14 protein-coding genes are annotated in these 14,066 nt (G+C 44.4%); 4 read left to right on the top strand and 10 right to left on the bottom strand.

Annotation, left to right across the window (positions count from 1 at the left end; all coding sequences use genetic code 11):
- Nucleotides 1-259, top strand: a 259-nt coding sequence (locus A3GK_RS11635; protein WP_211205466.1) for a hypothetical protein, incomplete at its 5' end; no start/stop codon positions are given.
- Nucleotides 260-337: 78 nt separating this feature from the next.
- Here the strand turns inward: A3GK_RS11635 and A3GK_RS0109255 are convergent.
- From A3GK_RS0109255 to glmS, 9 genes are all read right to left on the bottom strand, one after another.
- Complete coding sequence (locus tag A3GK_RS0109255) at nt 338-895, bottom strand: Fe-S-containing hydro-lyase (protein ID WP_018029173.1); 558 nt, start codon at nt 893-895, stop codon at nt 338-340.
- Nucleotides 896-921: 26 nt separating this feature from the next.
- Nucleotides 922-1,764 (bottom strand): fumarate hydratase, encoded by an 843-nt coding sequence (locus tag A3GK_RS0109250; protein ID WP_018029172.1) that lies wholly within the window; start codon nt 1,762-1,764, stop codon nt 922-924.
- Between the two features lie 9 nt (nt 1,765-1,773).
- A complete protein-coding gene (locus A3GK_RS0109245; RefSeq protein ID WP_018029171.1) occupies nt 1,774-2,751 on the bottom strand; it encodes an alanine-tRNA synthetase second additional domain-containing protein in 978 nt (325 codons plus the stop codon).
- Entirely contained in the window at nt 2,744-3,064 is a 321-nt protein-coding gene (locus A3GK_RS0109240) for a DUF4387 domain-containing protein (RefSeq protein ID WP_021903535.1), read from the bottom strand. The genes A3GK_RS0109245 and A3GK_RS0109240 overlap by 8 nt, the downstream gene beginning before the upstream one ends.
- 15 nt (nt 3,065-3,079) lie before the next feature.
- Complete coding sequence (locus A3GK_RS0109235) at nt 3,080-4,456, bottom strand: acyclic terpene utilization AtuA family protein (RefSeq protein ID WP_018029169.1); 1,377 nt, start codon at nt 4,454-4,456, stop codon at nt 3,080-3,082.
- An 18-nt stretch (nt 4,457-4,474) separates the two neighbouring features.
- A complete protein-coding gene (locus tag A3GK_RS0109230; RefSeq protein ID WP_018029168.1) occupies nt 4,475-5,719 on the bottom strand; it encodes a methylaspartate ammonia-lyase in 1,245 nt (414 codons plus the stop codon).
- A 45-nt stretch (nt 5,720-5,764) separates the two neighbouring features.
- Nucleotides 5,765-7,216: a methylaspartate mutase subunit E gene (locus A3GK_RS0109225; protein WP_018029167.1), complete on the bottom strand. Its 1,452-nt coding sequence runs from the start codon at nt 7,214-7,216 to the stop codon at nt 5,765-5,767.
- An 87-nt stretch (nt 7,217-7,303) separates the two neighbouring features.
- Nucleotides 7,304-8,689 carry a methylaspartate mutase accessory protein GlmL gene (gene glmL / locus A3GK_RS0109220; RefSeq protein ID WP_018029166.1) on the bottom strand — a complete coding sequence of 462 codons (1,386 nt, stop codon included), beginning with the start codon at nt 8,687-8,689 and terminating at the stop codon, nt 7,304-7,306.
- Nucleotides 8,690-8,761: 72 nt separating this feature from the next.
- Nucleotides 8,762-9,172 (bottom strand): methylaspartate mutase subunit S, encoded by a 411-nt coding sequence (gene glmS / locus A3GK_RS0109215; protein ID WP_018029165.1) that lies wholly within the window; start codon nt 9,170-9,172, stop codon nt 8,762-8,764.
- Nucleotides 9,173-9,870: 698 nt separating this feature from the next.
- Between glmS and serS the strand changes: the two genes are divergently transcribed.
- The 3 genes from serS to A3GK_RS0109200 all read left to right on the top strand — a co-directional run bounded on the left by serS (nt 9,871) and on the right by A3GK_RS0109200 (nt 12,631).
- Nucleotides 9,871-11,163: a serine--tRNA ligase gene (serS, locus tag A3GK_RS0109210; RefSeq protein WP_018029164.1), complete on the top strand. Its 1,293-nt coding sequence runs from the start codon at nt 9,871-9,873 to the stop codon at nt 11,161-11,163.
- A 66-nt stretch (nt 11,164-11,229) separates the two neighbouring features.
- Nucleotides 11,230-12,033 carry a DUF3108 domain-containing protein gene (locus A3GK_RS0109205; RefSeq protein WP_018029163.1) on the top strand — a complete coding sequence of 268 codons (804 nt, stop codon included), beginning with the start codon at nt 11,230-11,232 and terminating at the stop codon, nt 12,031-12,033.
- Between the two features lie 13 nt (nt 12,034-12,046).
- The gene (locus A3GK_RS0109200; RefSeq protein WP_018029162.1) at nt 12,047-12,631 is read left to right on the top strand and encodes an HD domain-containing protein; all 585 of its coding nucleotides are present in this window, start codon (nt 12,047-12,049) and stop codon (nt 12,629-12,631) included.
- A gap of 76 nt (nt 12,632-12,707) precedes the next feature.
- On the opposite strand, the gene A3GK_RS0109195 is transcribed toward A3GK_RS0109200, so the two are convergent.
- A partial coding sequence (locus A3GK_RS0109195; RefSeq protein WP_018029161.1) for an NAD(P)(+) transhydrogenase (Re/Si-specific) subunit beta occupies nt 12,708-14,066 on the bottom strand: 1,359 nt, incomplete at its 5' end.

Raw genomic sequence — 14,066 nt, 5'->3', positions numbered from 1 at the left:
GAGGCCTCACGGGATAAGCCATACATCTTTCATCGTTTACCTGCCTAATTTACGCATCAAGGTTACGGTTGCCTTTTGGAACTTCACTGCCTGTAGCCAGCTTGTCCGCTTGATACGCCTTAGTATTAGGTTTCTGTTCGTCAGGCCACGAATTCGCTATTGCTTCTTCTCTCCCAAGGGTCACCCCTTGAAACTTGCAAGTCGCTATGGGGTTCGTTGGCAACTACGCCCCGAGTGGACTTTCACCACAGATGTATGACATGCCCGTCATACTGCAAAAAGAGAGAGGACCTTTTATGGGTCCTCTCTCTTTTTTTAAATTTGATTAGTCTGCCCCTTATTCGGCAAATTGACTTCTCCCTTTCTCGTATGCGTTATTACCTTGGCAGTCAATAGCTACGATTACAGGAAGTTCTTCAACTTCTAAGCGACGTATTGCTTCTGGGCCTAGGTCATCAAATGCAATCACTTCAGCTTTCTTTACTCTTTGTCCCATCAAAGCAGCTGCACCACCTATGGCAGCAAAATAAACTCCGGTTTCAGACTTAAGAGTATCAATCACCTCTTGGCTACGAAGACCTTTGCCTATCATAGCCTTAAGACCTTGCTTCATAAGGGTAGGGGAGTAGGCATCCATTCTACCAGCAGTGGTAGGTCCTACCGATCCAATTGGCTCTCCAGGCTTTGCAGGAGCAGGTCCAGCATAATAGACGATTTGCCCTTTGAAGTCAAAGGGCATAGGCTTACCCTCCTTAAGCATCTCTACCAGTCTTAGATGGGCTGCATCTCTGGCGGTATAGATAGTGCCAGAAATATAGACCATATCGCCTGCATGCAGTGTCTTAATAACATCGTCAGTCAGGGGAGGGGTTATAATGCGTTTATCTGTACTCATTTTAGTAGCTTATAAGTTTGTGTCTCTTACAATACACCATGGGCATGTCGTGTAGCATGGCAGCCAATATTCACAGCAACTGGTAGTCCCGCAATATGTGTGGCACCTACCTCAACATTTACAGCAAGTGCGGTAGTGGTACCGCCAAATCCAGCAGGGCCAATTCCTAGTTTGTTGATACGCTCCAGAAGCTCCTCTTCGATAGCTTTGATGTGTGGCTTGGAGCTGTGTTGACCTACTGGACGAAGTAAAGCATGCTTGGCATAATAGGCACAACGCTCCATCGTACCGCCAATACCTACACCGACAATAATGGGAGGACAAGGATTGGCACCGGCCTCTGATACAACCTGAACTACATAGTCCTTTACACCCTCAACACCTTGACTTGGTGTAAGCATCCTGAGTTGGCTCTTATTCTCACTACCAAAGCCCTTGGGAGACACTTCTATTTCAATTTTATCACCAGGCACGATGTTATAGTGTATTACAGCAGGAGTATTGTCTTTGGTATTCTCCCGAAGAATAGGATCATTGACTACTGACTTCCGTAGATAGCCCTTTTCGTAACCCTCTCTAACCCCCTCATTGATTGCATCTTCAATAGATCCACCAATCACGTGTACATCTTGCCCAAGGTTAACAAAGACAACCGTCATACCGGTATCTTGACAAAGAGGTTTCTCTTGGGTGCGGGCAATGTGGCTATTTTCGAGGAGGGTTCCCAATATTTCTTGTCCCAAGGGAGATTTTTCTATTAATTTGGACTCCGTAATCTTTTGGTGAATGTCTGGAGTCATAAAGTAGCAGGCTTCAATACATAGCTTACTGACAAGCTCTGAAATCTGCTTTACATTGATTTCTCTCATATCTATACGTTAGTATTTCTTGCCTAAAAAGTAGAATGAGTTTCTATTATTGAGTTCTTCGTGGCTCTTAGGATCTTTATCCAGAAGACCTATGAGGCAGTAGGCGTCGTACCTTTTGTCGTAGATGAGCTCCTTGTGTAATGAAAAGTTTTCTATTTCACCTGTAGAGCGGACATGAATACGAGGACCATCACAAGGCTTTATCTCATTACCCATTCGGATATGGTCTTCATCATAATAATCAATAGAGATATCCTCATTGATTAAATGAATAATTTCTTCCTCAAGTCGGTCCAAATCGCTTCGTGAAAGTTTTGGATCCTCATTGAATTTCAAGACAAAGCCCGAGGGTACATCCGCACTATAATACTTAGACATATCTAGCCCGAATAGCTTATCTAGTGCATAGCTTGCTACCTCTTCGGCAGAGTGAGCCATCTTACGATAAAGCAGTGAAGTGTGGACAATATCGTATAGAGTTTGTGGTTGGGGCCCAAAAATGCTAGGTCGTGTAACGATGATCTCCTCACCAATAGCAAAGATGATATCGGCATTGCGGCCTAGTGCTTGATTGAGTAGATTGAAGTGCTCTACAACTACTCGCTTGCCCTTATCCAGAGCCTCTTGAACAAAGTCAACGATTTCATACATCTGAGTAAATGCAGTCTGAAATCGCATGTCAATATGGTAGGTAGAGGCCTCTCTGAGGTTTTCCATCCCTTGCCTTACTTGCATAATCTTACGAGGGTCAAGGACATCATCGTCATTAGCAAGTTCTAGACCAGGAAATATTCCCTTAATCAGTGAACTTTTACCGCTCCCTGCGTCACCGATAAAGCCGATAAGGCGATCTGTAAAGCTCAGATGAAAGTGAGCCAATTGCTCCCCAAGGGTAAGGAGTCTCTCCTTACCCCTAGGGGCATAGTATTGCGTGGAGACCCAATGCTCCTGCAATCTCTTTGGCTTTGCACTGTGATGATTATGCATCAAAAGTGAACTTCATGAGTGGAGCGTGCTGTTGAGCACCATACACATCTGTCTCTCCTAGTGCACCACTAGGAATTGGACGCTTGATGGTGGCCTTTACTGCCTTTGCAGGGTCGAAATAAATCACCTGTAGCACATCCTCCTCGGCAATGCCGTAAAGCTTTGCGAAAGATGACTTATTAATAGGCTCATGCTTCTTGAAGAAGTTGTAATCATCAAAGGTCTTGAATATAATATCGAAAGTAAGCTCGTAGGGACCAGAGTTTTTACTTCTGATCACTGAAGCCATATCGACTAACTTATATGTTTGCATAGTTTTATCCTTCCTTTATTTAGCTACTCCATTATTGAACTCACGGTAAGTAATAGGGAAGAGAGCCGTTGGGCTTTCTACCTTCATTAGGTGATAAACGTTGAATTCGAATACTTCACCCATGTGTGCGTCGGATGGTGAGAATGGCAATGCGAGGTTACCAGCAGTAGAGATACGACCCTCATAGCCAAAGTGTAGCAACGTACTACGTGCAAAACTACAAATAGTATCAGCCTCTTGCTGTGTAGCTCCTACTGCTTCAATGATGATGAGAAGCTCGTTGCCAGTATCACACTTAACGCCTGGGAACATATTCATCACGCCACCCTTTCCATAGACCTTAAAGTCTAGGAAATAGCTGCTCATTCCGTAGTCCTTAAAGTTATTATCCACTCTTGCACGTACCGCCTCGGTGATCTCATCTACCTTGCTGATGAAGATAGGGTCTGTAACACCAGCTACAGCAATTGTACGATATCCTACACGCCTTACACCCTCTAGCTTCACGAAGTAACCATCGGTTGGCTCAAATACAGTACCAGCGACACGTACTCGATTATCGGCAACCTGCTCGAAAGTGGTATTGTGAAGGTTAAGACGTCCACCAGGACCAGGTAACATATAAGGATTTGACTTCTCATAAAGAGTATGAGCAGCAATAGATAGGGTAGTACACTTACGGTCTGGAGAAAGAGTCTCTAGCTCAAAGTGATCCTTACGGAGGTAACCAAACATACAGTCGCTACCACTGCCTGGAAGTGCACAGATAGCTGCACACTCTAGGATCTTACCCATGTGGATAGCTAGTCCTTTTGGATAACCCTTAGAGATAGCTAGTGCGGAGAATACAGTTGGGTCGTAAGCACGACCAGCGAGGATCACTTGAGCACCATTATTGAGCGCCTCAATAAATGGCTCCTCACCCATCTGAGCTACGATACGTACTGCATCGTCAATGTCCTGCTCCTTGAGTTCGGGTGCTGGAGACAGTGGAGTGATCTTACCATCCTTAAAGTACTTACGTACTAGCTCCTTATCAAACTCAGCTGAAATCTCTGCATACTTAAAGGTTAGCCCCTTAGCCTGTGCGATCTCCTCAATGATCTTGCGATTAATCTCTACGTGAGGGCGACCACCTGAACCACCAGATGAACCAATGATTACAGGAATACCAGCCTCAATAGCTGCAGGAATCATAATCTCAAGGTCACGCTTTACAGAATTACGATCTGTAAAAGAGATGCCTGCACCTAGATAGTATGGACCTGGGTCGGTAGACCCTGCATCCACAGCAATGACATCTGGTTTACGCTTTATACCCTCTTGGAATGACTCCAATGGGAAGCCATAACCAAGAATAGCGGTTGGGGATAATACTCTAATCTCTTCCATTTCTTTCTTTATACTCACTTAGATGATGTCCTTAAGGGCAATAATTCTACTCATCTCATTGTACACAAGCATGTAGCCTTCATCTACACCCATACCAGGCTTAGCTAGCATTTGGTCTGGAGAGGTGGCCATGGCGATGTGTGCACAGATCTCAGCAGAGCGGTTGGTCTCGTTACAAGTACCACCTAGATAAGCTCCCATATCGTGCTGCTGGCAGTAAAGCACAGCTTCAATAGCATTATTGATACCCCCCAGGTCTGGAGTCTTGATCTGAGCCATATGCCCAGCTTTCTCCTTAGAAAAGTCGATGATGTCCTCTAGAGTATTGCACCACTCATCGGCAACGATCTCTGCAGAGCATCCCATTTCATCCATATGTTGGCGGATAGCGTGAAGAGCTTTGATTTGAGCTTGCTTCTCCTCAACGTCTACTGGACCCTCAATACGGAGGTGGAATGGCTTAGCTACCTCTGCAAGGTCAGCGATATACTCGGCAATCTTCTTGAAGTCATTGTCAAATACCACTCCAAGGGTACCATATACGTCGATGTGGAAGATAGGGTTATAGCTCTCACAAGTACGCTTTTCAATCACTCTATTGCGTAGCCACTCTACATAAGCACGTAGCTTCTCACCCTTAAGACCAGTCTTTTGCTCTACGTGGTTGAATAGTGCGTGAGGAAGCACCTCTGCACCCTTCATGATCATCTTATCTGCATTGACATAGCGATCATCACCAGACTGAGTAAAGATAGGAATCATCTTATCAGCAATCTTGGTGTTGTACTCCTTAGCAATCACCTGAGCCATAAGCTTGTGCTGGCTTTTTGCAACTGCATCGAGACAAGCTTGGGTCACACCATAACGGATTGCGGTGTGGAAAGCCTTTCCAGTCTCTGGGCGTACAAACTTATCCACTCTATCAGCCATTTCGCGGAAAGTGGTAATTTCCTTACCCTCATACATTGGAGCAATCTCTTTGAGGATTACAGGAATGAAGTTCTTAGCTAGGAACAAAGGGTCACGACCACCTGCACCAGAATACTGAACTGCTGCGCAGTCTCCGTGAGCTATTTGTCCATCCTCTAGAATAAATAGAACGGAGATAGACTCACCTGCCTGACGAACACTCGTAAAGCCCTCTGTAACAACTTCTCCTGAGTAGAAAGCACCATCACTTACGGCACCTCTCTTGATGGCACGCTGGTCGTCAAAGTAAAAACCTGTCTTACCAGCTGCACAAACTACCTTTTTGATTTTCATAATTGTAGTATATGTAGTTAATTGTTTTGTTTGTATTTTCTATTGTTATTGCTTGCGACCAACAAGGAATCCCTTGCTGATAGCATATACGTCGTCAATCACCATCTGGAAGCTAACAGTACGATTTTCACTCTTGGCACGCTCCTCTAGCTTCTCACGGTGGAAGTTGAGAATGTCCTGACTGAGTGGAAGATTGCCAGAATCCATAATGCGGACTGCACCATTATTATCACGGGCAGGCATCACCTTTCCGGCGTTGTACTTGCTAGGTGCAAAAGGAATATCGAGTACTCCAGATTCGAAGGCAGCAATGACACCTTGTGCAAGGTCTCCATTACCTAGCTCGAACACCTTATCCAATATCTGGTTAACCTCTGCCTCAATAATTTCAGCCTCGGCAACTACCGCTGGGATATTTGTGAAGTCTTGGTCTCTGAGCATAGATATCACCTGTTTAGTAGCACGAAGACCAGCGGCATTCGCCTCCATAGTAGGTACTCCCATCGCCTCGTGAGGAGTCTTTACGATAACCTTTGTAGCCTTGGCAAGAGCAGCAGCAGCTGAGCCCCAAGAGATCACGCCAAATGCCTTAGCTTCATCTTGTGGAAATCCTCCCATCCATTGGTGGAATACTGTGGTCACCTTTGCATCACCAAATCCATACTTGGCTAGATACTCATTAGTTTGCTTCTTCAGGGCACGGATCGCAGCCACATCTTGGATGAGGTTACCACACTGACCATATCCTACGGTGAGGTCTTTAACACCTTGTGTGGCAGCCAATAGAGCCTCAATAATCGCCACAGAGTTGGAGATACATGGAGGGATCAATGTACCTGTAAGGGGCCCGAATGGCTCGCGGTTAATATCAACACCAGCTTCTGCATACATACCACACAGTCTATCTGTATACTGCCAATAGCGAATGGTTTTAGCTAGTGAGTGATCCTTAGAGTAGGGGATATTGTAAGAGATACCACCACCCTCATAAGAGGTAAATCCACCTGCAATTGAAATCTCTGTCAGGAGTCGTGCATCAGGGGTACCGTGTCTTACTTGCACTGGATTCCTCAAAGATGAGGTCACTGTACGGCAAATCTCTACTCCATAGTTTACAATTGGAAAACCATTAAGCATCGAACGCCCGCTCTCCTTACTCTTCTCAATACCTACTTGTGCTTCGTTGTATCTATTCAGACGTGTGTAGCTATCAACAGTAGATGGAAGAAGATCTGCCTCACCTTCTCTCTCTAGAAACTGTAGGAGCTTAATGTGCTCATCATAAAGAGCTACACCTGCTCGAGGCTGAATCAATGTTACACCAGCTTTATCAGCTTTTTGGAGCTTCTCATCAAAGCGCTGTGACTTTGGAATCTTTTTCTGGTACTCTACGGCCTCTTCAAAGTCTACATGTGCACCGGTAGGCCATTGTTGTAAGACCTCTTCTCTCTCTTTTTGAAATTCTGCATCGCTAATGCGGACGTTACGGATTTCCATACTATAGTTTACTTATATATAAGTGTGGGTTGTTAATTGTCTTAATCTCATAAGGATAGAAGCTACTAAGCGTGTCTTCTATGTAATTTAGTTCACCAAAACGAGCTCTTTCTTCATAATTTTAAGTGCCACGTCTGGTAGCTCTTGGCTGAGTAGCCCCATCGATGCCATAATATAAGTTTTGTCGATCATGAACTTTGGCTCCTTTGGTCTAGCAGCTTCAAAGTGTGCAGGATCAAACTGAGCCCCACTAAGCACGAATGCTGGGTCATCACTATGGATAATGGCTCCACCAATGCCCAACACATTTTCGACTTTAGTGAGGTCTTTCCCATCAATGGTATATAGTTGACCCATAGGGGTATACACTGACTTCATATGCCCAACATGTCGATCAATTGCTATTGAGACAGCCCCTTTAGCTAGAGCCTTTTCCATCTTGGACTCTCTTTCGTCTGTGGCTCGTGTGGAGGGCTTTGCTACACAAGTTTTGACCCAATCCTGTAGCTCATCAGCTGTGAGTCCCAGCTCAGCACCTACATCGTGTAGGTCAAGTTCATCGGCTAGTGATGAGAGGCTATACCTCATGCCTAAGTCGCCCTCAACGGTACGCTTATTATGAGGCTCTGGAAGCCCTCTTTGTACAATATTAGCAGATTGTGGCTCACCCTTAGCAATTGAATAGACGTCAGTGGTTGCTCCACCTAAGTCTACAGCCAACATCTCACCAATCCCTTTTTCGTTGCGTGTACCCATACTGAGTAGCTCGCACGCTCTCAAAACTGCCAATGGGGTAGGGATGATTTCATTATTGGCCATAGCCTGAGCTTGGTGCAATCCTTTAGCATCAATGATTTGGTCAATAAACAGCTGCATGATACACTCTTTTGCAGGAATCACATTGAGTGTATTGAAGTCGGGCATCACGTTATCTGTAATGACGTGTGGCCTTCCTGCCTCAGTCAGTATTTTATCTACCTCTTCCGAAGCATTTTTATTGCCAGCCACTACGATAGTAAAATTGCCTTTAACGGTTGACAATCGCTTGGCATTATTGATAACGGTTTCGCGATTACCACCATCTGTACCACCACAAAGGAGTATCAGATCAGGAGCAATCTGCTCAATTTCCTCGGCTTCCTTACGGCTAATCTCAAAGGAGTAGGTCTTAACCACCTTTGCTCCTGCACTGCTAGCAGCTGTTCGAGCTGCTTTGGCAGTCAGTTCTGGGACAAGACCCGAGGCAATCATCTTGAGCCCACCTGCTGCACTGCTGCAGCACAGAAAACGGTCGTATTGCCAAGGGGATCCAAGTTTGTTTGCAAGATCACTAAGGGCATTTGAGAGACCCTCCATCACATCAGTCTCAATAGTAGTAAAGGCGGCACCTGTAGCTACTATCTCGCACTTGTCGGTATCAATAGCTGTCACTTTGGTGTATGTGCTTCCAAAGTCAGCGGTAAGGTACTTCATCTTTTAGTCAGATATTATTAAGTCGTTTGATATATGCAAATGCATAGAATTTAGACATAATGCTGAGAAGTACTATAGCCCAAAGATCTTATGTAGGTCTTCTATGGTTTTTTCGATTGGGGTATTTGGTGGATAAACACAGTCAAAGCCCATTTTCTTAAATCGAGCTTCTACATCTTTAAACTCCTGCTTACCTACAACGAGGTTACCACCTGCTAATAGTGGTATATTCTTTAGACCAGCCTCATCGCACTTTTCTCTTAGACCTTGGCAGTCAATCTCACCATGACCATAGAGCGAAGAGACGAGAATAGCATCAGCATTAGTCTCTATAGCTGCGTTAATAAATTCGCTTTGAGAAACCATCACTCCAAGATTAACCACCTTGTAGCCTGCTTGAGATAAGGCATAAGCGATGATTTTGTTGCCAACCGCATGAGCATCAGCTCCTATCACACCTGTTACAACGGTTTTTCCATTCATAGTCAATAAATACTCTTCTTGCTTTTGAGTTCGTATTCGGGTTGTAATTATTTTTCTGAGGCAAGTGGGTCGTTATTCCCGATATCCATACCCAAGTGTCCCTTTCTCATTATTTCCACAAAGATAAGTATAAAATAAGACTATAGCTCACTAATTCATCAATACTTGCTAAATAACAATTTCGTATGGCGTTGGAGAGAAATTTGGCAAAGGAATCTACTATGTTTTGTGGTTCTTTTTGTGCCCCCAACGATTAGGCTTTAGGAGAGGTAAAAGTTAGTTGCAACTAAGCAATCACTGAGTTGCAACTAAGCATTTGCCGAGATGCAACTAACCGATCGCTTAGTTGCATCTCAGTTAGGGGTTAGCTATAGTGCTTTATTTCAGTTAATTATAAAAAGCATTTGAGTCCCGTCTTAACACACCATACCTAAATCTAAATTTACAATTGATAGCCAACCAATATAATGTGGGCACAGCTTTCAGGCAAAAAGAGCTTGAGAGCTTCAAAAGTCTTTGAATATTGGTGGGTATTTTCTTCACTAGGCTGAAACGCTCCCACAAAAACGTTGAGGCATAGTCTATAATTACATTAAGATTATACTGAATATGGATATATTTGTATCTTTGTAAAAGGTAAATATGATATAGGTACTACATTATAGAGGATGGTATCGTAATTTTAATAGTAATAAGAAATGCTGACAATTAAATATCTTTTGGAGAATAGCGATGAAGCTATTGAGAGACTGGCGATTAAAAATGTAGATGCTCGCGAGGTGATTGAAAAGCTACGTGCTCTTGATGAAGAGCGTCGCTCCACTCAGAGTGCTTTGGATAACTCTCTTGCGGAGCAAAATAAAATATCCAAGGAGATAGGGCTTCTGATGCGTGAGGGAAAGCGCGAAGAGGCCGAGAAAGCTAAGTCAGCTGTATCGGAGCTAAAGGAATCGTCTAAGGATTTAGAGACGAGAAAAAAGGAGCTGGAGTCTCAGATCCATCAGCTAGTTATTGAGTTGCCTAATGCCCCACATCTATCCGTGCCAAAAGGACTCACTGCTGAGGATAATAAAGTAGAGAGAACTGGAGGTGAAATTAGACCATTCCCAGAGGGACTTGAGATACTGCCTCATTGGGAGCTAGCAAAGAAATATGACCTTATTGACTTTGAACTCGGAGTTAAGATCACGGGAGCTGGATTTCCTGTATACAAAGGATATGGTGCTCGTTTGCAACGTGCTCTTATCAACTTCTTCTTAGACAATGCAAGAGAGGCAGGTTACTTAGAAGTTCAACCTCCTTATGTAGTCAATGAGGATTCGGGATACGGAACAGGTCAGCTACCAGATAAGGAAGGTCAGATGTATCATTGCGATATAGACAATTTATATCTAATCCCTACAGCGGAAGTCCCTGTAACTAATATCTTCCGTGACGTGATTGTAGAGGCTAAGGATTTTCCTATTAAGGTAACAGCATACTCTGCTTGTTTCCGTAGAGAGGCTGGTAGCTATGGGAAGGATGTGAGGGGGCTTAATCGTCTTCATCAGTTCGATAAGGTTGAGATCGTGCGTATTGATCACCCTGAGCACTCTTATGAGTCTCTGAAAGAGATGGTTGCCTATGTTGAGAGCCTGGTGCAGAAGCTAGAACTCCCTTATCGTATCTTACGCCTGTGCGGTGGGGATATCAGCTTTACTTCAGCACTAACATTTGACTTCGAGGTCTTCTCTGAAGCACAAAAGAGATGGCTTGAGGTAAGTTCTGTCTCCAATTTCGAGAGTTTCCAGGCCAACCGCTTAAAGTGCAGATTTAAGAATGATGAGGGAAAGACTGAACTATGTCATACACTGAATGGTAGTGCGCTGGCTCTACCTCGTATTGTAGCTGCACTTCTAGAGAATAACCAGACTGCTGAAGGCATCGTAATACCCAAAGCACTACGCCCCTATACTGGGTTTGACATCATCCCTCTACCAGAGAGTCGTTAAACGAAGTTTATTGCTCTCTATCTTATTGTTGTATGGTTTGATAGTGAGCACTAAATAGATATTGGTATGAAGATTAAGGTATTTACGAGGGGAGTCGTAGTTGTATTAATGAGTCTTCTCTCATGGGGAGCTTGGGCACAGACAAGTAGGCTACCTAAGTCTGCAATCTTTACGAGTGGTGAAGAGTTGCAGTATAGTATCAACTTTCAGTGGGGGTTAATTAAGGGAAAACTCGCTGAAGCATCTATTACAAATAGGCAAACGCGAGACGGTCAATACTTTAGTCAGTTATTGATGCGTACCACTAGCCTTGCAGATACTTTCTACCCAATGCGCGATACTCTGGAGACCCTCTATAGTGCACAAAAGCTTCCGCTTAGATTCGAGAAGCGTGTCAATGAAAATGGTTATATCGCTAATGATATCTCGACTTATAACTACTCACCATCAACCATCAGTGTAAAGAATACGCGAAATGCTAATGGGGAAATCAAAGTCGATACCACTATGATATTTAAGAAGTCGGAGGTGGAAGTGGTAGACTTGCTATCGACTTTGGCACTATTGCGCACTTTTGATTATGTAAATACTACCAAGTCATCGCCTATCAAGGCGACTGTATCGCTCGGTAGAGACAAGGTGAATGTAGAATACCAAGTACTTGGTACAGAGACTATCTCTATGCCGGATGGCACAAGGAGGCAGGCAATGAAGGTAGGTATAAGGGTGGATGATAAGACGTTTAAGAACGGCAAAAGCGCAATCATAGTGTGGCTAACTAGGGATCGAGACCAGGTGCCTGTTAAGATTAAAGCCGAACTGAAAATAGGCTCGGCAAATCTACAATTAACATCCTATAAACGGAGCTAGTTCTCTTTGTTTCATGGCAACAAAAGGAAAGGAATTAAGATCCCCTAAGGGAGGTCTTGATGTATATGCTATATTAGAAAAGTATTATCAGAAACACTCGCAAGCCTATCAAATCCTCACCATTCATAGCGAATGTGTAGCTAAAAAAGCGTTGGAAATTGCGAGGAGAAGAAAAGAGTGGAAGCTGGACAAGGCTTTGATATACGAGGGAGCGATGCTACACGATATAGGTATATTTAGATGCGATGCACCTAGTATTGGGTGTGTGGGTGAGGAGCCCTATATTAAGCATGGAGTTATCGGTAGTGAGCTACTTATGTCTGAAGGACTTCCTAAGCATGCTTTGATCTGTGAACGGCATACTGGTGTGGGGATAACGTTGGAAATGATCATCCAAAGAAATCTCCCTTTACCACACCGAGAGATGGTGCCTATATCTCTTGAAGAGCAGATTATCTGTTTCGCAGACTGTTTCTTTTCAAAAAGTGGTGATCCCACTAAAGAAAAAAGTGTGGAACAGATTGTCAAAGGTATGAGCAAGCATGGGGCTGAGCAAGTCCTGAAGTTTCAAACTTGGTGTAAGTTGTTTTTAGACTAAGCGATGTCATATAAAAATAGAGGGTGCATAAATCTTTATGCACCCTCTATTTATGTACAAAGTTATTCAAGTGTTGCTAACTATTTAGCTCCTTAATCAGTTTGCCGACACTCTCCTTTGCATCGCCTAGCATCATAGTCACCTTCTCCTTATTTTCGTAGAGTGGGTTAGGGACGTTGGCATAACCTGGTTTGAGGTCGTAGTTGCAGATGATGATCTTCTTTGCTTGGTCTACATTGAGTACCGGCATACCATAGATAGGTGTGCCCTCTGCCTCACGAGCCGCCGGATTGATCACATCATTAGCTCCTACCACTACTACGAGGTCGGTGTTGCTGAAGTCATCATTGATTTGCTCCATCTCAAAAAGCTCCTCGTAGTCTACATCGGCCTCTGCAAGTAGCACATTCATGTGGCCTGGCATACGACCGGCTACAGGGTGGATGGCATAGCGTACCTTAGCACCATTCTCCTCAAAGGCTTGTCCAAGTTGCTTAACCTGATGCTGAGCTTGAGCCAAGGCCATACCGTATCCTGGAACAATTATCACGCTCTTAGCAGCCTTCATCTCTTCGCTCAATGGATTGGCGGTTGGGACAGCAGTCACAGGTGCTGAGTGCAACTCTTTAATGAGTTTGCCGACACTCTCCTTCGCATCGCCTAGCATCATCGTCACCTTCTCCTTGTTCTCGTAGAGTGGGTTGGGGACATTGGCATAACCTGGTTTGAGGTCGTAGTTGCAGATGATAATCTTCTTTGCTTGGTCTACATTGAGCACAGGCATACCATAGATAGGTGTGCCCTCTGCTTCACGAGCCGCTGGGTTGATCACATCATTAGCACCCACCACTACTACGAGGTCTGTGTTGCTAAAGTCATCATTGATCTGCTCCATCTCAAAAAGCTCCTCGTAGTCTACATCGGCCTCTGCAAGCAGCACATTCATATGCCCTGGCATACGACCAGCTACTGGGTGGATAGCATAGCGTACCTTAGCACCATTCTCCTCAAAGGCTTGCCCAAGTTGCTTAACTTGATGCTGCGCTTGAGCCAATGCCATACCATACCCTGGTACGATGATCACGCTCTTAGCAGCCTTCATCTCTTCGCTCAATGGATTGGCGGTTGGGGCAGCTACAGGTGCTGATGAGTGCAACTCTTTGATGAGTTTGCCGACACTCTCCTTCGCATCGCCTAGCATCATGGTCACCTTCTCCTTGTTTTCGTAGAGTGGGTTNGGNACNTTGGCATAACCTGGTTTGAGNTCGTAGTTACAGATGATGATCTTCTTTGCTTGGTCTACATTGAGTACCGGCATACCATAAATAGGGGTGCCCTCAGCCTCACGAGCCGCTGGATTGATCACGTCATTAGCTCCTACCACTACTACGAGGTCGGTGTTGCTGAAGTCATCATTGATCTGCTCCATCTCAAA

Source organism: Porphyromonas somerae DSM 23386 (assembly GCF_000372405.1).
Lineage (GTDB): Bacteria > Bacteroidota > Bacteroidia > Bacteroidales > Porphyromonadaceae > Porphyromonas_A > Porphyromonas_A somerae.
Note: the sequence above shows the minus strand (reverse complement) of the source record. Positions and strands in the feature narration are given on the sequence as shown.